22 protein-coding genes and 1 pseudogene are annotated in these 25,391 nt (G+C 43.3%); 14 read left to right on the top strand and 9 right to left on the bottom strand.

What is annotated here, in order from left to right; translation table 11 throughout:
• Positions 1 to 228 precede the first annotated feature (228 nt).
• Positions 229 to 1,773 carry an exodeoxyribonuclease VII large subunit gene (xseA, locus tag ABYU67_RS04135; protein WP_372843744.1) on the top strand — a complete coding sequence of 515 codons (1,545 nt, stop codon included), beginning with the start codon at positions 229 to 231 and terminating at the stop codon, positions 1,771 to 1,773.
• Positions 1,774 to 1,841: 68 nt separating this feature from the next.
• Complete coding sequence (gene xseB / locus ABYU67_RS04130; RefSeq protein ID WP_372843743.1) at positions 1,842 to 2,087, top strand: exodeoxyribonuclease VII small subunit; 246 nt, start codon at positions 1,842 to 1,844, stop codon at positions 2,085 to 2,087.
• 6 nt (positions 2,088 to 2,093) lie between these two features.
• Here xseB and pncB read toward each other — a convergent pair whose 3' ends face one another.
• The 5 genes from pncB to ABYU67_RS04105 all read right to left on the bottom strand — a co-directional run bounded on the left by pncB (position 2,094) and on the right by ABYU67_RS04105 (position 10,816).
• Positions 2,094 to 3,335 carry a nicotinate phosphoribosyltransferase gene (pncB, locus tag ABYU67_RS04125; RefSeq protein WP_372843742.1) on the bottom strand — a complete coding sequence of 414 codons (1,242 nt, stop codon included), beginning with the start codon at positions 3,333 to 3,335 and terminating at the stop codon, positions 2,094 to 2,096.
• A 279-nt stretch (positions 3,336 to 3,614) separates the two neighbouring features.
• Entirely contained in the window at positions 3,615 to 5,450 is a 1,836-nt protein-coding gene (gene msrAB / locus ABYU67_RS04120) for a bifunctional peptide-methionine (S)-S-oxide reductase MsrA/peptide-methionine (R)-S-oxide reductase MsrB (RefSeq protein ID WP_372843741.1), read from the bottom strand.
• A 677-nt stretch (positions 5,451 to 6,127) separates the two neighbouring features.
• Positions 6,128 to 7,042 carry an ATP-binding cassette domain-containing protein gene (locus tag ABYU67_RS04115; RefSeq protein WP_372843740.1) on the bottom strand — a complete coding sequence of 305 codons (915 nt, stop codon included), beginning with the start codon at positions 7,040 to 7,042 and terminating at the stop codon, positions 6,128 to 6,130.
• Positions 7,043 to 7,155: 113 nt separating this feature from the next.
• Positions 7,156 to 9,090 carry a glycine betaine ABC transporter substrate-binding protein gene (locus ABYU67_RS04110; RefSeq protein ID WP_372843739.1) on the bottom strand — a complete coding sequence of 645 codons (1,935 nt, stop codon included), beginning with the start codon at positions 9,088 to 9,090 and terminating at the stop codon, positions 7,156 to 7,158.
• A gap of 253 nt (positions 9,091 to 9,343) precedes the next feature.
• Positions 9,344 to 10,816, bottom strand: a complete 1,473-nt coding sequence (locus ABYU67_RS04105) for a coniferyl aldehyde dehydrogenase (RefSeq protein WP_372843738.1) — start codon at positions 10,814 to 10,816, stop codon at positions 9,344 to 9,346.
• Between the two features lie 504 nt (positions 10,817 to 11,320).
• Here ABYU67_RS04105 and lipB point away from each other — a divergent pair.
• From lipB to ABYU67_RS04090, 3 genes are all read left to right on the top strand, one after another.
• Positions 11,321 to 12,178, top strand: a complete 858-nt coding sequence (gene lipB, locus ABYU67_RS04100) for a lipoyl(octanoyl) transferase LipB (protein ID WP_372843737.1) — start codon at positions 11,321 to 11,323, stop codon at positions 12,176 to 12,178.
• A 186-nt stretch (positions 12,179 to 12,364) separates the two neighbouring features.
• Positions 12,365 to 12,895, top strand: coding sequence for an inorganic diphosphatase (locus ABYU67_RS04095; protein WP_372843736.1), 531 nt, complete (start codon positions 12,365 to 12,367; stop codon positions 12,893 to 12,895).
• A 135-nt stretch (positions 12,896 to 13,030) separates the two neighbouring features.
• The gene (locus tag ABYU67_RS04090) at positions 13,031 to 13,495 is read left to right on the top strand and encodes a hypothetical protein (RefSeq protein ID WP_372843735.1); all 465 of its coding nucleotides are present in this window, start codon (positions 13,031 to 13,033) and stop codon (positions 13,493 to 13,495) included.
• 187 nt (positions 13,496 to 13,682) lie between these two features.
• Here the strand turns inward: ABYU67_RS04090 and ABYU67_RS04085 are convergent, their stop codons facing one another.
• Together ABYU67_RS04085 and ABYU67_RS04080 are read right to left on the bottom strand one after the other, a co-directional pair.
• On the bottom strand, positions 13,683 to 15,155 hold the full coding sequence (locus ABYU67_RS04085) for an ATP-binding protein (RefSeq protein ID WP_372843734.1): 1,473 nt from the start codon (positions 15,153 to 15,155) through the stop codon (positions 13,683 to 13,685).
• Between the two features lies 1 nt (position 15,156).
• Positions 15,157 to 15,891, bottom strand: a pseudogene (locus ABYU67_RS04080) (heavy metal response regulator transcription factor).
• Positions 15,892 to 16,223: 332 nt separating this feature from the next.
• Between ABYU67_RS04080 and ABYU67_RS04075 the strand changes: the two are divergent.
• From ABYU67_RS04075 to ABYU67_RS04035, 9 genes are all read left to right on the top strand, one after another.
• Positions 16,224 to 16,508 (top strand): hypothetical protein, encoded by a 285-nt coding sequence (locus ABYU67_RS04075; protein ID WP_372843733.1) that lies wholly within the window; start codon positions 16,224 to 16,226, stop codon positions 16,506 to 16,508.
• A gap of 162 nt (positions 16,509 to 16,670) precedes the next feature.
• Positions 16,671 to 16,943, top strand: a complete 273-nt coding sequence (locus tag ABYU67_RS04070) for a hypothetical protein (RefSeq protein ID WP_372843732.1) — start codon at positions 16,671 to 16,673, stop codon at positions 16,941 to 16,943.
• Positions 16,944 to 17,021: 78 nt separating this feature from the next.
• Positions 17,022 to 17,615 carry a cytochrome c gene (locus ABYU67_RS04065; protein ID WP_372843731.1) on the top strand — a complete coding sequence of 198 codons (594 nt, stop codon included), beginning with the start codon at positions 17,022 to 17,024 and terminating at the stop codon, positions 17,613 to 17,615.
• Between the two features lie 133 nt (positions 17,616 to 17,748).
• A complete protein-coding gene (locus ABYU67_RS04060; protein ID WP_372843730.1) occupies positions 17,749 to 18,414 on the top strand; it encodes a DUF411 domain-containing protein in 666 nt (221 codons plus the stop codon).
• A 94-nt stretch (positions 18,415 to 18,508) separates the two neighbouring features.
• Complete coding sequence (locus ABYU67_RS04055; protein WP_372843729.1) at positions 18,509 to 20,215, top strand: copper resistance system multicopper oxidase; 1,707 nt, start codon at positions 18,509 to 18,511, stop codon at positions 20,213 to 20,215.
• 31 nt (positions 20,216 to 20,246) lie between these two features.
• The gene (locus tag ABYU67_RS04050) at positions 20,247 to 21,368 is read left to right on the top strand and encodes a copper resistance protein B (protein WP_372843728.1); all 1,122 of its coding nucleotides are present in this window, start codon (positions 20,247 to 20,249) and stop codon (positions 21,366 to 21,368) included.
• A 27-nt stretch (positions 21,369 to 21,395) separates the two neighbouring features.
• A complete protein-coding gene (locus ABYU67_RS04045) occupies positions 21,396 to 21,881 on the top strand; it encodes a DUF305 domain-containing protein (protein WP_372843727.1) in 486 nt (161 codons plus the stop codon).
• An 81-nt stretch (positions 21,882 to 21,962) separates the two neighbouring features.
• Entirely contained in the window at positions 21,963 to 22,712 is a 750-nt protein-coding gene (locus ABYU67_RS04040) for a MauE/DoxX family redox-associated membrane protein (RefSeq protein WP_372843726.1), read from the top strand.
• A gap of 108 nt (positions 22,713 to 22,820) precedes the next feature.
• Complete coding sequence (locus ABYU67_RS04035; protein WP_372843725.1) at positions 22,821 to 23,138, top strand: hypothetical protein; 318 nt, start codon at positions 22,821 to 22,823, stop codon at positions 23,136 to 23,138.
• 72 nt (positions 23,139 to 23,210) lie between these two features.
• On the opposite strand, the gene ABYU67_RS04030 is transcribed toward ABYU67_RS04035, so the two are convergent.
• Complete coding sequence (locus ABYU67_RS04030) at positions 23,211 to 24,098, bottom strand: SDR family NAD(P)-dependent oxidoreductase (protein ID WP_372843724.1); 888 nt, start codon at positions 24,096 to 24,098, stop codon at positions 23,211 to 23,213.
• A 172-nt stretch (positions 24,099 to 24,270) separates the two neighbouring features.
• Positions 24,271 to 25,308, bottom strand: a complete 1,038-nt coding sequence (dusB, locus tag ABYU67_RS04025) for a tRNA dihydrouridine synthase DusB (RefSeq protein WP_372843723.1) — start codon at positions 25,306 to 25,308, stop codon at positions 24,271 to 24,273.
• Positions 25,309 to 25,391: the final 83 nt, after the last annotated feature.

The following is a 25,391-nucleotide window of genomic DNA, read 5'->3' as shown; positions in this document are numbered from 1 at the left end:
TCATGTTATAAAGCTACATCGATATATGTAGTATATTAGCGATCATTTAGAGCCAATAAGCTTGCGATAAAGAGACAATATCAATCGCTGCTTGTTGGCTTTGCTGTTTATGTAGAGGCTATTTATGTAGAAACTGTTTGTATAAAGACTTTTGGGTTAAACTACCCTATCTTGTTTTTTATGTCACCTAGCTGGTCCCTAAGCCCTCACTATCTCTGGTCCATTATTATGCGTAAACCCAACCTGTCCAATACCAAGCACGCTAAAGTATTAGCGCCTGCCAAAGATTTAGCGACCTTGGAGGCAGAGCTGGCAGAACAAGAAAACAGTCTAGAAAGTAACTTAGAAGATACCGTGCTGCGCCTTAGTGACTATCTATTAGCGGTCGATATGGTGATTAAGCAAACCTTTAATCATCGCGTATGGGTCAAAGCTGAGATACGGAATCTATCCAGTAAAGGTGGGCATTATTACTTTGAGTTGGCAGAAAAAGATGATGATGGACAAGTCATTGCCAGCTGCCGTGGCAACCTATGGCGCTTTAAAGCCGCGCGCGTCTTAGCCAAGTTTGAGCGGGCGACCGGTATGCCACTAGATCGCGATTTGACCGTATTACTCAAAGTATCGGCGGGCTTTCATGCGCAATACGGCTTCTCACTCACGATTGAAGATATTGACCCAAGCTATACGTTAGGCGATTTGGCACGTCAGTATGCAGAAATGGTTGACCGCTTGGCAGGTGAAGGGTTATTAAACCTCAATCAGCAGCTGCCGACCCCATTTGATATTGAGCATGTGTTAGTCATTGCGCCTGAAAAAGCTGCTGGGCTAGGCGATTTTCAAGCCGATGCTGATCGCTTAGCCAGCACGGGCGCTTGTCATTTTCATTATTATCATGCTACTTTTCAAGGCAATCATGCCCCAGCAGAAATACGTCAAGCCATTATCAGTGCCCAGCAGCAATTTGAAAATACTTATCAGCGCCTGCCAGATTTATTAGTGATTATCCGTGGAGGCGGCGCTGTCGGTGATTTGGCTTACCTCAATGATTATGAACTTGCTGCCCTCGTCGCTGAGCAGCCAATCCCTGTTTGGGTTGGGATCGGTCATGAGCGTGACAAAGTCATCTTAGATGAAGTGGCACACACCAGCTTTGATACGCCGTCAAAGGTCATTGCAGCTATTATGGCGCATTTAGCACAGCTGGTCACTCAGACACTGCAATACCAAATGCAAATCAAACAAGCAGCTCAGCGTCAATTAAATACCGCTGAGCAACAGACGACACGCCAGTTAAGCCAAATACAATCGCAAACCATTGGTCAATTAACCGCCCTGCAAAAAGACAGTGCTTATGCGTGGCGTAGTATCCAGCAAAGCGCCCAGCGCCAAGTAAAGCAAGCTGCCAGACTAACCAGCGATTTGCACGCACAGACTCAAGCCTCTGCTTATCAGCAGTTAGCCCATGCCTCTACACACAGCCAACACAGCCGACAGAGCATTATGCACAGTGCCCAGCAGCAGCTGATACAAGCGCAACGTGATAGCGCACATCTGCGTGATATTGTACTACTGCATCGACCCTCTCGTATTCTGGAACAAGGTTATAGTATGCTGACTGATGAACACAATAACCGTATACTGACCAGCAGTCATCAGCTCTACCCTGAGCAAACCGTTCATATCGTCTTAAAGGATGGTCAGGCAAAAGCACAGATTGTTGATGTCTATGTTGATGATAAAACGCCAGAATCTGCAAACGCATCCTCTTAATCGTTTAGCAATACAAAATATCTGTAACCGTTATCTATCTATTTTGATTTTTACTATTAGGAAACCTTATGACAACCCCTACTCGCAAACGCAAAAAAGCCGCCCCAAAAACCTTTAAGGCAGCTTATGATATCTTAAAAACCAATGCCGCTGAATTGCAGCAACAAGATGAGCCTGATATTGACAATCTTATGACCACTGTTGAAGAGTCGATAGCCGCTTATCGGATTTGCGAGACTCGTATCAATGCCGTACAACAAGCACTAGATGCTGCCTTTGCTGAAGACGGTAATACCGAAAAAACGCACAGCTAAGCTGTTTTATTCTGGCTCATCGACCTCAAATACTTGGCGCAGATAGGCAAGATAGGTGTCATTATTGATCATCGTCTTGCCTGGGCTATCAGACAGCTTAGCAACTGGCTGACCGTTACATTCAACCAATTTTAGGACGATATTTAATGGCGTGATGCCCATATCGTTGGTGAGATTGGTGCCGATACCAAAGCTTGTCTTGATTTGACCTTTAAAATACTGATGTAAGTCCCACGCCTTATTCAAATCCAAACCATCACTAAAGGTTAATACTTTGGTTCTTGGGTCTATTTTTAGTTTTTTATAATGCGCAATTGCTTTATCGCCCCATACATATGGGTCGCCGCTATCATGACGCAGACCATCAAAGAGCTTGGCAAAATACAAGTCAAAATCGCGTAAAAACGCATCCATGCCAACGACATCGGTCAGCGCAATACCCAAATCACCGCGGTATTCATGTACCCACGCTTCAAGTGCCGCTTTTTGCGAATCGCGCAAACGTACATCCAATGCCTGAAATGCCTGCATAAACTCATGCGCCATGGTGCCAATGGGCGTCATGCCAAGCTTTTTTGCCAAATAAACGTTGGATGTGCCGCCCACTATGTTTGGCTCAGCTTTGTGCAAGGTCTCAACCACATGGGCTTGCCAGTCTTTATTAAACCGTCTACGTGTACCAAAGTCAGCGACGATAAAAGGGGGAATATCACGGTTATTGCCAGCTTGTTCAGCCGCATAATGATGCAACAATGCGACTTTTTCATCTAAGCGGCGCTGTCCTTCTTTAAGCACACTGCTGTCTGTCAATGCCTTGAAATACAGCTCATTGACTATCGCTAAGACAAACACCTCAAAGAACATCGCCTGAATCATCGGACCTTCGATATCGATACATAGACGACCCTTATCATCGGTGCTGACCGTGATAAAACGGCGTTTTAACTTAAATAACTCCAAGTAATCCACAAAGTCTGAACGCATAAAGCGCAAGCCACGCAGGTACTCTAGCTCATCCTCTAAAAATCGCAATTCACATAAGCTGTCTAGCTGCTGCTCTAATTGCTCTTTGATACCAGCAAGTGGATAAGCGGCCTCTTTATTATTGCGACAGCGAAAGCGGTAGACACCATGGGTCTGCGGAAACTGATGTAGCATGGCTTGTAGCATGGTAAATTTGTACAAGTCGTTATCAAGTAACGAGGTAATAATAGGCTCAAAAGTTGTAGAAGTATGGGTAACGGTCATGTTACAGCCTTAAATACAAAAATGAAAAATCGCTAAACAAAGCCAGCGATAAAATAGGTGGACATCACGATATGTACTGCTGATGGAACAATTATAAGCGTTCGAGTATAACGAAATTTAGCGTATTTTTCAGAGTTGACTATCGATTGCAGCAAAATTACTACGAATCATTAGGCTAGCCACTACATTATTAACCGCATTAACCGCCTACCACCTACAAAAAAGACGCTAAGAATAGTCTTGGCGTCTTTTTATAAGGCTCCTAAACCATATTGTCTACTAAGGGTTTGCAGGTTTAATCAACTTTACGAGTGGCGCATAGCCTGACTGCGGCATCACACTGACAGGGATAAACTGCAATGCGCCGCCATTGATGCAATAACGCAGACCGCCGCGGTCCTTTGGACCATCAGGGAACACATGACCCAGATGCGAATCTGCGACCCGTGAACGAATCTCGGTACGTACCATGTTAAATGCCCTATCATCATGCTGCGTAATCACTTGCTTATCGATTGGCTTGGTAAAACTTGGCCAACCACAGCCTGAGGCATATTTATCAGTTGATAAGAATAATGGCTCACCGCTGACCACATCGACATAGACACCGGGTGCAAACAAGTTATCATATTCATGACTAAACGCCCGCTCAGTGCCGGCCTCTTGCGTAATATCATATTGTGCTTTGGTCAAGGTATTTTTTAGCGCGCCTTTATCAAACCCAGCATAACGCTTAGGATCTAAAGTCTCAGCGACCGTCTTTACCGGTGCAAGCTTAGTACGTGCTGTGTCTTCAGGCTTGTCATCAGCAAGGCTTAAATCAACATGACAATAGCCATTTGGATTTTTCGCTAGATAATCTTGATGGTACATCTCAGCCAAGTAAAAGTTGTCCAATACTTTGTTTTCAACGACTACCTTTTGCTTATATTGGCTTTGTACCCGCTTGAGTGCGGTATCAATTACCGCTTTATCTGCTTTGTCGGTGTAATAAACGCCAGATCGGTACTGAACGCCGCGGTCATTACCTTGTTTATTAACACTGGTTGGATCAATTACACGGAAATAATATTTTAAAATGGTATCAAGGTCGGTTTTATCCGCATCATAAGTGACTTTGACCGCTTCAGCATGCCCTGAACCACGGATGACTTGCTCATAGCTTGGATTAGCCGTATCGCCATTGGCATAGCCTGATACCGCATCGACAACACCTTCAACGCGCTCCATATAGGCTTCTACGCCCCAGAAACAGCCACCTGCCAGATAGATTGAGCGGGTATTAATCGCCTTACCTTGGTCATTATAATAAACGCCGTCTTTTTGCTTGATGGTTTCAATTTTACTGTTGTTATCCAATGCTTGCGCGTTTGCTGGTTTCGCGCTGCCAGCCTTTAGCTCGGCAAAATCATTATTGGCATTTTCAGCAAGGGCATAAGCTTGCTCTGCCGATATATTGCCTTTAACCAGATGTACCAAATTACCGTTTTTATCAAGTATGGCCCAGCTTGGATAAACCTGCACGCCAAGCTTATTAATCAGCTCGCCTGATGCATCAATCAATACGGGCAGCGTAGGATAATCGGCTTGCACGCCCGCATACCAAGTGCTGAACTCTCCATCTGCTTTTTCATTTAGATGACCGGGACTTGCTACAGTGACAACATTTAAATCAGCAAATTTAGGGTCCATGCGCCATGCTTCAGTTTCTGCTAGCGTCCCTAAACACAGTGGGCACCAGCTCGCCCAAAACTTAACCAAGGTAGGTTTATTAGGGCCAATCACCGCAGCGCCATTTTTACCCAGACCTTTAGTTAGCTGCGGCAATGCTTGCATAGTTTTGAGCATGTCGGATGGCAACATATCACGTGAGCTTTTCACGCCACTATTTTGCTTATTTGTGCTACTACTGACATTATTTCCTGCACTACTCACCTGCCCGCACGCGACCAATATACCGGCACTTAAGACCGTTGTGACACCCAACGCACTGATATTCTTGAGCCAACGTGATGCCTTATATGATGACTCTAATGCTGAATGGTTAGTATTTTTATTTGCCTGACTATTAGCATGATCATTATTGGTGTTATGAGAGCTTTTTTTATGTGGCATGAGCGATCCTTTTGACGAAGTCTTACGACCATAAGCTAGAGGTTATAAGGCAGCTTATGGTCTTCTTGCGCTATCAATTAAAGTGAATACGTAAAGGTTTTGGCGCGATAAACATACTATAAAAGGGGCAGCCAAACTTAGTAAAAGCCATCAGACAAAATATAAATAGAATGTGAAGATAAAGTGAAAACCCAATGCTGTATCTGTACCTATCATAGTGGCTTTAATTTAGGTAACTTTAACTTAGGTGGCTTTAACTTAGACAAGGTAGCTTTGGCTTAATAAAAATAAGGCATGCTTTAAGCATGACTACCATATTAGAGTATCTTAATAGTATATACCGTTAATGGAGTTTATTTTAATAGTAAAAGAGTGGCTGCTACACTTTTTTAACAGCATGGAAATAATATAGTGACAGAAGAATTTGGTAACGCTGTTTTTTGAATAAAATAATGATGATGATATAAGTCGCCATATAAACCTAATGCTTAACTATAGTGAATTCAGTATTAAAACGATACAGCGGGACGGGGATAAATTTTACGCAGCCTCTGTCGGCGTAGGCACAGCAAGCCAGAAAAATTCATCCCCGTCCCGCGTTACCATATGGCGTATCTATTTTATTTAGAATCGACTATATAGTAATGAAACCAAGCCCTTACACTTAGTACTTAAATCTAGCTCTTAGCACCCATAAATCTTGCAACATATTCGTCAGCGGGATTATGGCGTAAATCGCTTGGTGTACCTGTTTGCACCAAACGTCCACCATTCAAAATACTAATACGCTGACCTAGCTTGATAGCTTCATCAATATCGTGGGTGATAAACACAATCGTCTTATGCAATCGTGCTTGTAGCTCTAACAATTGATCCTGTAGTTGAGCGCGAATCAAAGGATCGAGCGCCGAAAATGCCTCATCCATAAGCAAGATAGGATTGTCCATTGCCAAAGCACGTGCCAGCCCAACGCGCTGCTGCATACCACCTGACAGCTCATCAGGATAGCTACGCTCTAGATTGGACAGACCAACTTCATTGAGCCAGTGCCGAGCTACCTCATGACGCGCTTTGAGACTCATTTTTCGTACCCGCAAGCCGTAGGCGACGTTTTGAATGACGGTCAGATGAGGTACCAGACCAAAATGCTGAAACACCATACTGACGGTTTGCTGACGATAGTGCTGCAGCTCTTTATCATTGAGCGCTAAGATATTGATAGCGGAAGCGGCTTTTCCCTTTTCTATCGGCAGTGCCTCATTGTTTTTAACCACTAAGCTAGGCGTTAGTTTGGCAGCAGATTCTTTAGCATTAATCGCCGTATCTACCCATATTTTGCCACTGGTTGGATCAATCAGACGATTGATATGACGTATCAAGGTTGATTTTCCGGAGCCTGACAATCCCATAATACAATGCAGCTCGCCCGCTTTGACCGCCAAATTAATATCATAAAGCCCGACCGAATAGCCTGTTTGCTCCTTTACCGCAATACTATCCATGCCCTCAGCCAGCAATGCCAATGCTGTTTTTGCTTGTGCGTGACTGGCGTTATATATCTTACTGATATTTTCAAGCTGAATATGATTCATGGTCGGTCTCTTTGTTGTTATTTTTAGAATGGCTATTTATTCAGATTAACTCATGTGGTTAAGTAGCGTTAAAACCGATATAAAACATTATTGCGCCCATCCATACTTACTTATTAACCAATCGGGCGTCTACCGGCTTCAATGGTTTTTTGACGCGCACGCTTACCTTGCCCAAACGCTTGAGTAATGCGGTCGATGATAATCGCCACGATGACAATCGCCGTACCCGCTTGTAGACCTTGACCAATATTGAGCGTCTGAATAGATTGTAATACGTCTTCACCCAGACCTGGCGCTCCAATCATGGATGCCAATACCACCATCGACAGCGACATCATGACGGCTTGATTTACCCCTGCCATGATACTGGGCAGCGCTTGTGGCAGCTTAATCCAAATGAGCAATTGCAGATGTGTACTGCCAAACGAGCGTCCGGCTTCTACCATTTCATGATTCACTTGCGTGATACCCAAGGTCGTCAGGCGAATCAGCGGCGGTAATGCATAGATAATCGTCGCAAACAGCGCTGGTACTTTGCCGATACCAAATAACATCAGTACGGGTATCAGATATACAAAGCTTGGCATGGTTTGCATCACATCTAATACAGGCGTCACAATCTTACGCAATAGCTTACTTCCTGACATAGCAATGCCGATAGGAATCCCAATCACCACCGTCACCCATACCGAAACGATGAGCAGTGCCAAGGTATCAATCAACGCACCCCATAAACCAAATGCCCCAACTAAAAACAGACCAGCACCGCAGGCTAAGGCAAACCAAATCTTGCGTACAGCAAACCATGCTAGCACCGTCACAAGTGCAATGATGAGCCATGGCGGTATGAGCGTTAATAAACGTTCAATAGGAAGCAATAAATAGGTTAAGGCGACGGTACTGATGGTGCGAAAGACATCGCCATGATTGCGAACGACGCGGGCTAAAGTGTTATTTAGGGGAGATTCTAGTGACCATGAAGGGAAGATAGATGATGCGCCTGCTAGGTTCGTACTAGAGGTTGTTGTATCCGTCGCAGCACCTGATAAGCCAATACCTAATTTGGCTGCAAGATTGGTAGCCGCCTCATCCGATAGCCACTTTTGCCAAACTTGAGGGTTATCGCGCAGAAAAATAAATGCTTGCTCATCCCCACTACGCTTGCTTTCTGTCATCTCTAAAATAGCACCATTCAGCTCAGCGGGGCTAAATTGCACCTTTTTAAAAACATTGGCAAGCTTAGGATTGGCATCGATAAATGGGGTAGATACGGCGATCCCCAAAGGCGATACAGGGAATCCAGAGACACAGTCTGATGTGCCATCAGCCAGTAATAAGTCTTGCCAGCAGGCATCATCATGAGCTGGAAACTCTAATGCGGCAAAATCGTATTTTGCCATCAGACCGGTCGGCTGCCAGTAATAAAATAAGAGCGGCTTGTGCTGCTCAAATGCAGAAGCAATCTCGGCATCGAGTGCGGCACCCGTGCCGGGATGGACATTATTAAATCTACTCTCTAAGCCCGTATTTTTGAGCAATCGCGTATTAAAAATCTCACATGTCCAACCAGATGGGCAGTTCATAAAGCGTGATTTACTGGGGTTTTCGGGGTCTTTAAACAGCTCAGCGTATTTAGGAAGATCTTGATAATGACGTAGACCTGGGTTTTCGTCCAGTACATATTTAGGTACATACCAGCCTTGGGTTGCACCGCCCTTAAGTGTATCACCGATGACAGCGACTTTATTTTGCTCAATAGCCTGTGTCATGATGGGCGAGCGCCCTATCCACTGCTCTCCAATGACTTGGATATCATCTTGCGACAATGCCGTTTCAAGTGCAGGACCTGCGCCTGGCACCTCCTCTACCTGACAACCGTAGCCGCTCTCAGTGATGTACTTTAAAACACCACTTGTAAACTGACCACTCTCCCATGTCAGTGCCCCAAATTTAATCGGTGCTTGGCAAGCTGGCACGGCAGCTGATACTGGCAGCGATACTAAGAGCGAGCTTATAAGCCATAAGCTCATTGCAATCCATTGGCGCACGGTATGCTCCTATTTATTATTTTTATGAAGACACTTGTCTTTTGGCTGCTATGAGCACGTAATAAACCCAACATCCATGGTGAGGTTATTATCCGTTGTCATCTAACACTTATAAAACTATTGTTTAACATTATTATAAAGTGTAGCGATTTATAGCACTGATAACAAATGATTCTTTGGACAAAAAAATAGCACCTACCCTAGTAGATGCTATTGATAAAAATCAGTAAATATTATCCATTGAGTACGGGCGTTATTTTAAGAATAGCGCCATCGCCTTTTTAAACAAACCACCATAGGGCGGTAATAATATGTTTAGCCCATTTAATTTGGACTGTACGAAGATAGGCTTCATATGACTTAAGCGATCAAAGCCAGCTTTACCATGGTAAGCACCTGTACCTGAATCGCCAACACCGCCAAACGGCAAGTCATGCTGCGCCACATGCATAATCACCTCGTTGATACATAGTCCGCCCGATACGGTATTGGTGCGAACTTTATCAATATCGCGGTTATTATCACCAAAGACATATAGCGCAAGCGGTCGTGGACGCCCATTGATAAATGCAATGGCTTGATCAAGAGTGTCATAGTGCATGAGTGGCAAAACAGGTGCAAATATCTCATTTTGCATCAAATCGCTCTCAGGCGCAGGCTCGCTAACAATAACCGGTGGCATAAGACGCGTTTCAACATTAGAGATCGCATCAGTGAGCCTATAGACGCCTTCACTGGATAAGTTCTCTAAATACCCTTTTACACGCTTAAACTGCTGAGCATTGATAATACGCGAGTAATCAGGATTGTTTTCGATATTGGGATAGTGCTTCTCCATCCACTCTCTTGCCAGACGCACAAACTCATCATGATGTTGACGCTGGATCAGTACATAGTCAGGGGCGATACACGTTTGGCCTGCGTTTAAAGTCTTGCCCATCATCACACGATTGACGGCATTTTCTAGGTTAGCTCCCTCCAATACTATGACTGGCGACTTACCGCCAAGCTCAAGGGTGACCGGGGTTAGATTGGGTGCTGCTGCTGCCATTACCTTTTTACCAACAGCCGTAGAGCCAGTATAAAGCAGGTGATCAAAAGGCAGCTCACTAAAAGCCGCTGCAATCTCAACTTCACCGATGACCACACAAACCATATCTGGTGAAAAATAACGTGAAATGGTTTCTGCAAACGTTTGCGCAAATTGCGGCGCTGCCTCACTCATTTTAATCATGATACGGTTGCCAGCGGTAATCGCGTCAATCATCGGTCCTATCGCCAAAAACAAAGGATAGTTCCACGGTACCATGATACCGACTACCCCTAATGGCTGTGGCAAAATCTCATTATGGGCTGGCATATATAGTGCCGAAATCGAGACACGCTGTGCCTTCATCCATCTTTTACCGTGTTTTTTGGCATGACTGATCCCTGTAAAACTCGGAAACAGCTCGGCAAACTGAGTTTCTGATTCACTACGATAGCCAAAATCTGCACTGATAGCATTAGCAAGCAGTTGTTGATTGTCACTTAGCATCAGCTCTAGATTCTCGAGTTGGTCTCTACGGGTTGCCCAGTCATTGATCGGCTGACTACGGCTGAGCTGTTGCATGCGCGCAAACTGTGACTGCATATCTGCCACATTCTTAATGATACTCAGACCTTCGTGCTCATCGTATCGAGTATGTATTGCTTGAACCTGAGTGTTTTGATCGCTGTCTGTCATATATCTTCCTTGTCATATACGTGAGAGTCAGCACGTTTTTTTAAATTTAAGACTCTATAGCTATTATTAGGCACTAAAAAACACTCTATTATCCTTATAAACGCATTATCTGTGCAATAAAGCCTAATAGCAAATACGACTAAAAATTATTTTCTTCGATATTACTTTTGTTTAGTACTAGTCAATGTAGCCCATTGATTCTTGAATGAACAGCTCCGTTAATGCACCCATGGGTTTGTATACGATACGTATCTGCCTAGGACGATATGGTCTTTTACGGTTACTTTATGCCTTTATTACTTTATGCCCTTATATAGCCAAGGCTACATAAGTTCATTCCAGATGCTCTATGCGTTCTTTATATTAAACTGACCATACCTTTATAGCTCAATATAATTAAAATTAAAATTTGGGCGACAATATGAAAACTGCTACACTCCATGACAATAATAGGAATAATAGACAGCCCTTTTTATATAACAAAAATATAAGACAGCCACTCTCATGCCAAATACTATACAGGCGCCTAATACGCAGCCTCTTAATGACACCCTCATCACAAAGTCAATCATTGCTGCTGACTACGTGCCTACCCTTGATGCCATGCTATCTCGCACCCTAGCGCGTATTGCTATTAAAAAAGAGCAAGGGCTGCGTACGCCTGACGAGTTATGGATTGTCGATCACAACGACGTTTACACCCTTGGGCAAGCAGGTAAAGAAGAGCATATCTTACAGCGTACCAACACCCCTATCATCAAAACGGATCGCGGTGGTCAGGTGACATGGCACGGACATGGTCAACTGGTCATGTACTGGCTGTTTGATCTAGACAGTATCGGCTGGAGCGTGCGCAATATGGTCTCTCACGCTGAGCAAGCGATTGAGGATGTGGTCAATGACTGTCTCAAGAGCCCAGCATCGACTGACGCCAACCTTATCAGCGCCCGTGCCCGCCGTGATGCCCCTGGTGTCTATCTATATGCTGATATGGTTACAGAACTGGATAGCGCTGATAATAGTGATGAGACAGAAGCTGATAATAGCATTATGATTGGTAAAATCGCATCACTTGGCTTTAAAATCAAACATGGTTTTAGCTATCATGGTATCGCTATCAATTTAGATTGTGACTTATCAGCATTTAATGCCATCAACCCTTGTGGTTATGCTGGCATGCAAATGTTGCGTTTGGCAGATTTTGTTCATATGAACCAAGCGACCCATATACAGCCCAATCACTTGCCGCTTGCCGCTGACCAAAAAACCCTGAGCTATGAGCAGTTTACCCAACAGCTCATCGACAATATCGCACAGCGTCATGCAGGACAGATACCCCTACGTGAATCAGCGCCAAAATAAGCATTTTTTGCATAATCTTTTTTTGCATAATATCGTGCGCGCTTAGACTTAAGCATTGTGAGAAAATTTGATTCAAACTTGTTATAATCGCACACGGCACAAATTGGGCGCAGTAACGAACCTTGGACGCCAATTTTAACCCTTTACGATTCAAACATTCATAACAAAAGCACATTGGAGTATTTTATGGCAGATTTTAATAAAATTTTGGACGCAGGCGACGTCGACGGCGGTATTATTAATGTCGTAGTAGAAATCCCAACCGGTAGTAGCCATAAAATTGAGTGGAATCGCGAGTTGGCCGTATTTGAGCTTGATCGTGTTGACCCACAGATCTTTGCCAAGCCTTGTAACTATGGCTTTATCCCTCAGACCCTTGATGAAGATGGCGATGAGTTAGATGCGCTTATTATCACTGAGCAGCCTTTGCCTACTGGTATTTTCTTAAAAGCAAAAGTCATCGGTGTGATGAAATTCGTTGATGATGGCGAAGTTGATGACAAAATCGTCGTGGTACCTGCTGACGACCGTGATACAGGCAATGCTTATAACAGCTTAGAAGATCTGCCAAAGCAGCTGATTAACCAGCTACAGTTCCATTTTAGCCACTATAAAGACCTCAAAAAAGCAGGTACGACAGTGGTTGAGTCTTGGGGTGACGTGGAAGAAGCCAAAGAAGTGATCAAAGAATCTATCCAACGCTGGAAAGATCTATAAGTTAATAAGAAGTACAATTGATAAAAATACCGCAGATATGATGATAACTGCGGTATTTTTTTGCTTGAATTTTGCCAGTATAACGAGGGTATAATACCCCCTCTACTTACTCATCATACTCAAATAGGGACAGTCATGTTTGATTCTGATTCAGGCTCAAAACCTGCCAAAGTAAAATTACCGAAGACGGTTATTATGATGGTCGAAAAAGGCAATCTGGTTATGGCTATTAAGACGTTAGCCGCTGATGAAAATATCAGTATGGATGCTGCAAAATCTCGCATCGATGCTTACGAGCTTGCTCTCAAAAACGAACAGCAGCAAAAACTTAACAGTATCGCCAATAAGCAAGGGATTCCTAGTAAAGCCTTTAGTTTCGATAGAGAGCAAGCTGAGGACGACACTGAACACTTAATCAAGCGTAAAGTCAAAAGTACACCGTCTGAACAAGGCTTTCAAACTTTGCAAGATGGTCTTAACAATCAGCTTAACGATTTGGGCTATAAAAAACCCTTACTGCCCTATTGGGTCAAGCGACTACTTATTATTGCTATCATTATGGCAGGGTTATTTTGGATAATGTGGCGCGTGTTTAGCTAGTCTGTATTAAGTGGTCTGTTAATAGGTTTGAAGGGTGAAACAGCTGGTTCTCTTGGGATATAACCAAACTTTCAAGCCCTTACTAGGATACCGTCATTATAATAGGAGTAAACCTAACGGCATATTCTGTTAACTTCTCTATATCCCTATTTTATATACTTTAAGTGCCAGATTATGAAGATGTTCACTACTTAGCCATCAACAACTCTACCGCAACCTCAAAAGCATACTTATCTTTAATGGTGATACTTACGTGACCTTTATGAGCATTAGCGATGGCCTGCACGATAGATAATCCTAACCCTGTACCTGCATACTGATGGCTAGTCTTATCATGCCGATAGAATCGCTCGAATAATTTATCAGCCTCACTCTGATCTAACGGCTTGTCTAAACGATTGGTGATGGTTATTCTTAACCACGATTGCCTTGAGGGTTGAATATGATCTTTGGCTACATGACGTGAGGTGGTTGAGGTAAGGACGCTAGCGGATATCATTATAGTGCTGTCACTAGCAGCATAATAAATGGCATTTGACATAAGATTGGCAAACAGCCGCTGCAATAAGCCTTCATCCCCTAGCACCATTTTGAAATCACCCGATTTCTCAAACGTTATCTCACGATCCTCAGCAATTATTTCATAATAGTCTACCAGCTTTGTGATCAAGCTCTCGGTATTAACAGGACTTATCTGCGAAGCACTCAGCTCTTTTTGGGTTTTTGCCAGTAACAGCATATTGTTAATCATAGCGGATAACTGCTCTAACGTGTCATGCTGATGGTGCAGTTGTTCAACATATTCACTGCTTGCTCTAGGCTTACTTAACATCACTTGGGTTTGAGTGCCAAGCGTCGCAAGCGGCGTGCGTAATTCGTGAGCGATATTGTCCGAAAAGCGTGATAGCGATTCAAAATTACTTTCCAGCTTCTCCATCATCAAGTTATAAGACTCAGCCAGTGGCCGTAGTTCTATGGGCATATGACCAACCACTACTCTTTCGTGTAGTTTTTCAGGATTAATGCTCTTCATTTTTTGGACGATAGTCGCTAATGGCGCAAAACCCCAATAAACACTTAATGCGGCGATTGATACCAGCAATAGTGTGATCGCAATCAGTATCATACTCAGATGACGGTTAAACTGCATAAGATACTGATGATGAACATCGATGGGCAGCGCAATAAGCGCTAAAACCTCATGATTTGCAATGATCATTGCTCGGTAATGTCTATTATTGATTTTGATCGTAAACTGCTGCTCGTGATAGTTCTGTTGTAATTGCAACAAACTAAAGTCACGGGGTAGATCATTGATGAAATTACTGGGATCGCTGGACAATAAATTGCCCTTTTTATCTGATATTAGGGTTTTTAAATCATAGTCTAACCAAGAAGAATGCAGATGATTGTCATCGATAATTGATTGAGACTTTGACACTGTAAAGGGCTCTACTTGCTCATTAAAATTCGCCATGCGTTTACGCAGGTTAAAAGCTGCATGGGTAATAATCTCTGAGTCCATTTGCTCAAAGTGCTCGTTAACAGAGCGCTGAACCCATATATAAATGACAACTTGAGAGACAACAACAAATATGGTCAGTAAAAAAACAGTACGCCATAACAAAGGCCAGCGTCGATTCTTAAATTTATCTCTCATTTTATTTTAGATCGTCTTTGTTGGTGTCAGCATCGCCCATGCTACTGTCTGCGCCGACATCGAGTGGCTCTAATCGGTAGCCCATACCGCGTACCGTATGAATAAGCTTGGTATCAAAACCATCATCGATTTTGATTCGTAGCCGTCTGATAGCGACGTCAATGACATTGGTATCACTGTCAAAATTTATGTCCCATACTTGTGAGGCAATCACAGTGCGTGGTAGTACTTCACCTTGACGCTCTAGGAACAGCTGCAATAAAGCAAATTCTTTGGCCGTTAACTTGATGGGGGTATCGCCTCTATATACACTACGTTTAGCAATATCCATTTTTAGATCCGCGATATGTATGACCGTGCTTTTATAGTCTGATTGATTAGCACGGCGCAGTAGGCTTTTTATTCTGACTATCAGCTCAGCAAAAGCAAAAGGCTTGGTCAAATAATCATCACCACCAATTTCAATGCCCTTAATCCGATCGCTTAAATCATCTTTAGCGGTTAAAAATAACACCGGCGTATGCTTGCCAGCGGCACGGTAGCGCTGCACTAGCTCAAAGCCACTGACATCAGGTAGCATTACATCCATCAGTACCACACTGAATTCCTCAGTCATTAGCGCATGATAGCCATCTAGACCGGTCATATAATGATCGACAATAAAGCCCGCCTCCGTTAAGCCTTACTTAATATATTCTCCAAGCTTTTCCTCGTCTTCTACTAACAGCACTTTCATCGTTACTCACCTTCTTCCTAGCATTATGGTTGTCAACAGCATAGCACTAACGTTATTAAATTATCATTTATATGGATAGCAAACGCCCCTCTTACTACAGCGCTCTATAAATAGATATGAGTGCTAATATTTGGCTCTCATGACAAGCAGATGACAATATTGTTGTATTTCAAACAAAAACGTCATGTCCGTGTCATCTAGCTGTCAGCCTCTATTTAGTATTCTAAATCAACGCCACATAGAAGCTTATGTCAGATACAGAGCACTTCTATGCGTTAAGCGATTGTCTTACTTAAATGGTTTATTCATCAATAATATGTAAAGGGTTTTAAATGAAAAAATATAGCAAATCAACAAAAGCAGCTTTACTGTCAGTATCAATGTTAGTTGGTATGTCGGCGGCCAATGCACACACCGAAAACCTAGATGCATCCGTTGTTAGTAATTGCGATGCGGTCACTACTTTTGCCAAGAACGCAGATCATAATGATGCACAGATGTCTGATGCCCAAATGAAAGTCTTTGTTGATGCTAGAGTTGCTTGTCAGGTTCAGCACCAAGACCAACATTTGCAGTCGGAAAAATATTTTGTAAAAAACTATAATAGTGAGAAGTAATACTAAAAGATTACTTGAGATATTGAAATCTTAATATTTGAAGATGACAATATTGTAATCTTAATGTCATGTGCCAGTCAGAATGAATAAGGTATCATTAAGACTGGCTTAACGGCTCTACCCTTAATAAACAGCTTTTAATCCAATCAATAGGAATGAATTATGTCAAATTTTAAATCACTGTCGAAATCAATCGCCATGACTGCCATCGCTCTTGTGGTATCAACGTCAGCTCTGGCACACGATCCTAAAATGCATGCTGAAAAAGATCAGATGAACTGTGAAAAAATGCAAAAGCATATGCAGATGATGCAAAAAATGGATCATAGCAAAATGGACATGAATGATCCTGCCATGAAAGCCATGATGACTAATATGAGTAAAATGAAACAGATGTATCAAAAGCATTGTGTGACTACTGAGACCAAGTCTTAGAAATCTTAGCTCTGTTAAATAATAGCGCTTCTCTGACAACAGAGATAAATTAACGGAAATAAGTTTTTAGGAAAGCATATGAAATTTTTATTGGGTGTGCTCTTTACTGTATTTGTGGCAATCGTTGGTATGTTTGCGGTTGTCAGCAGTGGTATTGTCAATGTGGGTGCAGATCAAGAGCATAGCCCAATGATGTATAGCCTTTTAGAAACTGCGCGCAATCGCTCCATAGAACATGCCAGTAAAGATATCAAAGTACCTGACTTAGAGCAGGTCGATATGATTAGCTCAGGTGGCGCTGATTACAAAGATATGTGTGCAGGCTGTCACTTGTCTCCCGGTGTAGAAAAAACCGATCTTAGCGCAAGCCTATATCCCAAGCCGCCTAACTTTACCAAGGCTGATATTGTCAAACGTTATCAAACTGAGGATGGGGCAAAGCAAAGTTTTTGGGTCATCAAACACGGGATTATGGCATCGGGAATGCCCGCATGGGGCGCCTCCCATGATGACGATAGAATGTGGGCGATGGTTGCCTTTATCAGATCGTTACCTGAACTTAATGAAAACCAATACACTATGTTAACGACGAGATTAGACGATGATATGTTGGACATGTCGTTTGATGGTGAGATGGATATGACAGGTGATGGGTCAGAAATGCAACATTGATTTTTCGTAAAAAAGGCAGTGCTAAATAGTGCTGCCTTTTACAATGTAAAGTGCAACAGCACCGCGGTATTCGATGGTCATGCTGAGACTTTTAGAATTTCTAATGAATAAACAGACGCTCAGGAGTGGTTTTATGAGACGCTATAGTAATAAATTTATTGATCAACGTAATCTGACATCTGGTCGAGCTCTCTCAGCGATTTTGCTATTGCCATTATCGCTAACGATCGCGGCTTGTAGTCAGCCTAACGCCACTGCTACTGACTCAAAGCCAGCTACTGAGCCAACTATTGCTACGCAGAACGTCGAAACCACGAAAACAGAGCAACCACAAACTGAAGTAAAGGCGGTCAGTACTCCTTTAGATACTCAGTCAGATACTCAATCAAACATCCTGAAAAATATCTCAGCCACGGTTTATAAAGATGCCAACTGCGGCTGCTGTAAAGAATGGGTAAGCTATGCTGAAGACCATGGCGTCAATGCAACCGCGCAAGATGTGGCAGATGTGTCTTTATTCAAGGATCGCTATGGCGTACCACAGCAGATGCGCTCTTGTCATACCACTGTGACCACTGACGGTTTTGTCTTTGAAGGACATGTTCCTGCTAAGCACATGGCTCAATTCTTAAAAAACCCTCCTGTACAAGCCATTGGTCTTGCCGTACCTAGTATGCCTGTCGGTAGCCCTGGTATGGAATATCAAGATAAATTCATGCCCTATAAAGTGATGCAGCTTAATAAGGATGGCACGACAGAAGCATACGCCGCTATTGAGTCGCCTCAGCAGCAACTATAGTGCTGACCTAGATGTGAATAGATTCTGTTAACTATCGAAAATATTATAACAATAAGCTTAAAAACCATTTCATCAATTAAATTAGGTCATCATTATGAATAAAAAGAACATATTGAACCGCCGACGTTTTTTAACCGGATCCTCCGCTGTCCTTGGCGCCTCTTTAATGCCGACCATTGCCAGTAGTGCATTGGGACATTCGAGTCGCTCAGGTGCTCAAGGCGCTACCATCAATAGTGATCAAAACGTTCATAAAGTACCTATATTGACTGGTAAAGAGTTTGATTTATACGTTAGTAAACAGTCCGCTATTGTCAACGGTAAAAAGAGCATGGCAACGCTCATCAATAATTCACTACCAGCGCCGACGTTAAAGATGCGTGAAGGTGATACGGTGGTGATACGTGTTCACAATCAGATGGATGAATCAACCTCTATTCATTGGCATGGACTACTAGTACCGTTTGAGATGGACGGGGTGCCGGGTATTAGCTTTGATGGCATTCCTGCAAACAGTACCTTTACCTATAAGTTTGAGCTCAAGCAGTCAGGCACCTATTGGTATCACTCACACAGTGGCTTCCAAGAACAAACCGGCATGCTAGGCGCTATTGTCATTGAACCCAAAGGTCGTGAGCGTCATCCTATCGATGAAGACCACGTGATCGTGCTTAGTGACTGGACCAGTCGCAACCCGCACAATCTCTTAAAGCTGCTCAAACAGCGCGCCGACTTTGACAACTATCATCTGCCAGACTTCAAGAAGCTACTGTCTGATATCGCTGAAACGGATATGAAAACCGCGTTTGATAAACGCAAAATGTGGAATCAGATGCGCATGATGCCCACTGATTTTACTGACTTGTCGGGTGAGACTACCTTTACCTATCTTATCAATGGCAAAACCACCGCGGCTAATTGGGCACAAATCGTTAAAGCAGGACAGCGCGTTAAGTTACGCTTTATCAATGCCTCAGCGCAAACCATCTTTGATGTGCGTATACCCGGTCTCAAAATGGCTGTGGTGGCAACTGATGGCATTGATGTCGCACCCGTTGCGATTGATGATTTTCGTATTGGCGTGGCTGAGACCTACGATGTCATCGTTACCCCGACCAAAGAGGCGCATACCATATTTGCCCAAAACATAGACCGTTCAGGCTATGTCGCCGCAATGCTTGCCACCAAAGAAGGCGCTCGTGCCCCAACGCCTTCTATGGACAAAATCGAGTGGCTCACCATGGCAGATATGATGGGCGCTATGGGTGCGAATGGTTATAAGGCCAAGCATGCCAAAACAGAATACGATTTTAAGAGTGATATGCGTGTGGACAGTCCACGTATGAACCTTGATGATCCCGGTATCAACCTGCGCAATATCAATAGGGATGTACTGAATTATAGTCAGCTGCGCTCTGTCGATGAGGCTATATTTGCAGAGCAGCGCAAACCTACCCGAGAGATCGAGCTACATTTAACTGGTAATATGGAGCGCTATATCTGGGCGTTTGATGGGGTTAAATTTAGCGATGCGACACCGGTCAATATTAAGCCGGGTGAGCGCGTGCGCATTACCTTAGTTAATGACACGATGATGAATCACCCGATGCATTTACATGGTATGTGGAGCGATTTGCGCATGCCTAACGGTGAGTTTCAGGTGCGCAAGCATACTATTATGGTGCAACCAGCACAAAAAATCAGCTTTGATGTCACAGGAGAAGCGGGTCGATGGGCATGGCATTGTCATCTGCTCTATCACATGGAAGCCGGTATGTTTAGAGAAGTGGCGGTCATTTAAGCAAATCTTTGATTGATAGGTGAGAGATGAGATGAAAATACATAAAGTAGGTTTACGGTTCGCTGGGGCATCATCATTGGTATTGCTAGCATCATTTGCTAATGCTGCTGATCCGTCCACTACTAAAAAAGCCATGACTATGCCAAGTATGGATCATAGTAATATGGATATGTCGGACATGGATCATAGCGGTATGGATATGTCAGGTATGGATCATAGCAGTATGAACATGTCAGATATGGATCACAGCGGTATGGATATGTCTGGCATGAACCATAGCAATATGGATATGTCCGGTATGGATCACAGCAGTATGGATATGTCAGGCATGGATCATAGCAATATGGATATGTCGGGTATGGATCACAGCGGTATGGATATGTCAGGCATGGATCACAGCGGCATGGATCATGGCAGTATGGACATGTCAGGTATGCAAGGTGGTAAGGCTCCAGCTGATGCTCGTAGTGCTGACTATTCAAATGGTGTCCCCTATGGACAGTATGGTAAGCCTATGATGATGGGTGATATGCCATTATGGGGCGTTTCTGTAGATGATTTAGGCTATCAGTTTGATGACGATCAGATTAATTATGAGGTTAGTGCTTGGTATGGCGTAGATGAGCGCCGTCTTTCTTTGCGTAGTGAAGGTAGTATTCAGACCGAAGGTGATAAAGAAATCGATAGCCTGACCTCACTATCTTACTGGAAGCCGCTAAGCATTTTCTGGAATGGATTGGCCGGAGTGGCTTACGATACCGAGAATGATAAGCCTGCCATTATGGCGGGTATTGAGGGCACAGCACCTTATTTTATTGAAACCGATGCAATGGCTTATCTGTATTCTGATGGACAAGTCCGATTGGACCTTGGCGCAGAATACGAGTGGCGTTTGAGCCAGCACTGGGTTGTGATACCGGAAGTTGGTCTGTCAGCTTTTAGTAAAGACGATATTGACAACCATATTACTAAGGGTTTCAATGAATTAGAGACTGAAGTTAGGTTGACTTATGAAACCTTAAGTCGCCAACTTGCGCCTTATGTGGGTGTGAGCTATGAGACAGCGCTTGGCAGTGCGCGTGGTCAACGACGTCAGCATAATGAATCAGTTGATAGCAGTAGTTTGACTGCGGGGGTTAAATTCTGGTTCTAATATTATTAATATAATAGGAGATATACTATGAATGCTTCAGATCAAAACAACATGAATCATCAACAGGGCATGAACCCGTATGTCAAGTTCACCTTGATGATTGTGACGTCTACGGTTGTGATGTACATCATGATGTATTTCAATACTTATGAGTGGGATCATATTTACTTTAGTGAAACCCGAGCTTATATGGCGCTCTACATGGGTGCGGGTATGGCGGTCATTATGCTGGCCTTTATGGGTAATATGTATAAAAAAACCAAAGTTAACTTGATGGTTTATGGGCTAAGTGTGCTGATGTTCGCCATCGGTATTTGGGGCGTACGCTCTCAAGCAACCGTCGATCAAGTCGATTGGATGCAAGCGATGATACCGCATCACTCGATTGCTATTTTGACCAGTTCTAGAGCAGATATTGAAGACCCACGTGTGCAACAGCTCGCTGACGATATTATTAAAGCGCAAAAGCGTGAGATCGCTGAGATGCAGGCGCTTATTAAAGATCTAGAATAAACAATAAACAATAAACAATAAACAATAAACAATAAACAATAAAACAACTAAAGGATGAGAGATTAGACGGGAGGGGTCGTTATGAAAACAGCAATGGTTTATCGTATGGTCAAACCTGATCATGTTTGTCCATTTGGTTTAAAAGCACTCGATCTTTTAGAGCGCAATGGGTATCAGATCGAAGACAAGCATTTGACTAATGATGCTGAAACCCAAGCGCTAAAAGACAAATTCAATGTCAAAACCACACCGCAGATTTTTATCAATGATGAGCGCATCGGTGGCTATGATGATTTGCAAGCGTTTTTTGGCAAAGAGGTTTCTCAAAGCGCTGAGGTAAGCTATACGCCGGTGATTGCGATATTTGCCACTACCGCGCTCGCTAGTATTGCACTCACTTGGGGTTTTAGCGGCACATTGTTTTCGCCTCAAACCCTAATCTGGTTTATTGCCTTATCCATGCTCGTACTTGCTATCCAAAAACTGCAAGACTTAGAGAGCTTTACCAATCAGTTTTTGGGCTATGACTTATTAGCGCGTAAGGTCGTTCGTTACGCTTACGTCTATCCTTTTGCTGAGGCTTTTGTCGGTATCGCGATGTTGGCTGGTGTTGCATGGCTAAGTTTGGTAGCGGCTGTGGTCGCGATATTTATAGGTACTGTCAACGGTGTGTCAGTATTTAAAGCCGTCTATATAGATAAGCGTGAGCTAAAATGCGCCTGCGTTGGGGGCAACTCAAATGTACCGCTTGGTTTTGTGTCTTTGACTGAAAACATCATGATGGTTGGTATGGGTATCTATATGCTGATTAGATTTTCAGGCCTATTATAGTTCTGATAGCAACTTACTTTAGGGCATAAATAACTGTAGAGATAAATCACACTATATTGTTAATTTGGCTATATAATTGATGCTATCAACAGTCAGTAGAACAAAGCCATGGCACCGCTTAAATCTTCTATCGTAAATAAAGCAATCATTTTTTTAACAGTGGCGATGTGCTCTATGTCAGCCATGTCTTTAGAGGTTTACCAAACAAAACGGTTGGCTTATCAAGGTTATGCTATACCGCAGTCAACCCCTGAGGTAACTTCCTATCAAGAACAGGGCACACGTGATGTTGAACGAGGTCAATCTTATCAAAGAAATTTTGACAAGGGTGAGGTTCGATCTCACACGGTCTTTGCAATAAACATAACCATAGACAAAATATGCGTCAAAATTATATCAAGAAAAGCGAGTTGTATTAAAAATTAGCCTTTAAAGCATCAAAAAAGGATACCGAGGTATCCTTTTTGCTTATAAATAATAACTACTAATAGCTATCGTCTAGTGATGCTCACCCGGTAAGATTCTGGCAAAGGCGCGCTGAGCAAGATTTGGTTTTTTATCGGTAGTCTGAGCGATGCGAGTGCTTGGAAAAATACGATAACCCATTGATTGGATACCAACGTTAATCGCTGGTGCTAATGAGTAAGTAGCCGATGCAAATTTTCCCATACCGCTGGCAATGCTGTTTGGCTTATGAACAATTGCTTTGGCGACCATCATAGCCGCCTCATCTGGCATAAGCGCTGGCATATAACGATACAGCTTGGTTGGCTCAATCATCGGCGTGCGTACCAATGGCATAAAGATATTGGTGATTGTCACATTGTCGCCTTTGACTTCGGCAGCGAGGCAACGACTAAAGGCATCCAAGGCCGATTTTGAGGCGACATAGGCGGCAAAACGCGGACTGTTTGCCAAAACACCAATCGATGAGATATTTACTATTTGACCTGTTTTACGCTCAATCATCGTTGGCAAAACCCCAAGGATAATTTTGACCGCGCCAAAGTAATTGATGTCCATGGTGCGCTCAAAATCATGGAAACGCTCTGTAGATTCGTGAACTGAGCGACGAATCGAGCGCCCAGCATTATTGACCAATACATCAACGTGACCAAAGTCTGCCAAAATTTGCGTGCTGACGTTTTCAATAGCTTCCATATCAGTCAAGTCACAAGGATAATAACTTGCCTTGCCGCCTAGCTCTTCGATACTTTCTTTAACCGCTTTTAGCTTCTCTTCAGTACGTGCCAACAAAATAACATGAGCACCGCATTCACTAAGCAAAAAAGCAGTGCGCTCACCAATACCGCTTGATGCCCCTGTTATAATAATATTCTTGTTTTGAACTGCTTTGCTGATTGCTTTTTTTGAGGGGTTGGCCATGAAACGTCCTTTTAAAAATTAGACTTCCGTTAATATTTCCCTAAATCATAGCAAAGAAATATGCTTTAAAGGAAATAAATCCGCAATAAAGCCAGTTTAACGGCATATCGCTGATTATTAGATAAAAGATCGATTACTTTGTGCTTAGCATATGCTCTTTGTTCTTTACTGCTTATTCATGAGCATGCAAAAACGCTTCTACCACTCGGAACTGTCCGGCGGTACTTTCTTCACCATACATGGCTTGGCGAAACGCGTTAGAGTTCGGAATACCGGTGGTATACCAAGCGATATGCTTGCGAGCAATTCGGCAGCCTGAGTATTCCCCATAAAAACCGTATAGCTCTTCTAAATGCGCCAGTACAATCTTTTTGATATCGCTCACTGTAGGTGCATCAAGGCTCTGACCAGTACGTAAAAAATGCTCGATATCACGAAATATCCATGGCTGTCCTTGAGCGGCGCGTCCAATCATCACCGCATCACAGCCCGTCAGCTCATAGACACGCTGCGCTTTTTCTGCGCTATCGATATCGCCATTGGCAATCACTGGGATACTGATGCTTTCTTTGACCTCACGGATGAGCTCATAACGTGCCTCGCCAGTATACATGTCCTCACGCGTACGTCCATGGATAGCAATAGCAGCTATGCCCGCCTGCTCTGCTCGCTTTGCCACACGCAGAATATTCTCGCGCCCATTCTCATAGCCCAAGCGCGTTTTTAAAGTGACAGGCGCATTAACACTATTTACCGCAGCATCTAAAAGACGCGCAACCAAATCTTCATCTTGCAGTAATGCTGAGCCTGCCAGCTTACGGCAGACCTTTTTGGCAGGGCAGCCCATATTAATATCAATAATCTGCGCGCCGTTATCAATCTGGTACTGTGCCGCTTGCGCCAATTTATCCGGTTCAGCACCGGCAATTTGTGCTGAAATGGGTGCGATTTCGTTATCAAAATTGGCGCGATACAAAGATTTTTTGCGCGCATAAAGGGCGGTATCGGCGATAATCATCTCACTGACGGCGTGACCTGCGCCAAAGGATTTGCATAACCTGCGAAAAGGATTGTCTGTCACGCCAGCCATCGGCGCCACCATCAGACGGTTTTCAATCGTCAAGCCACCAATCATAAGAGGCTGTAATAAAGGATGGTCATTAGCAATTTGTGCTGACGACTCAGAAGCAACTGGATTATTTATAGGCATAAAAAACGGCTTGATTCATGGTAAAAACAAGCCGTTATTCTAAGGGTTCGTGCGCATATTGCAAGTTATTCACGTGAATAACT

The sequence above is a fragment of the Psychrobacter sp. genome (assembly GCF_041554015.1).
GTDB lineage: Bacteria > Pseudomonadota > Gammaproteobacteria > Pseudomonadales > Moraxellaceae > Psychrobacter.
The sequence above is the reverse complement of the archived record's forward strand: the minus strand, read 5'-3'. Positions and strand labels throughout refer to the sequence as shown.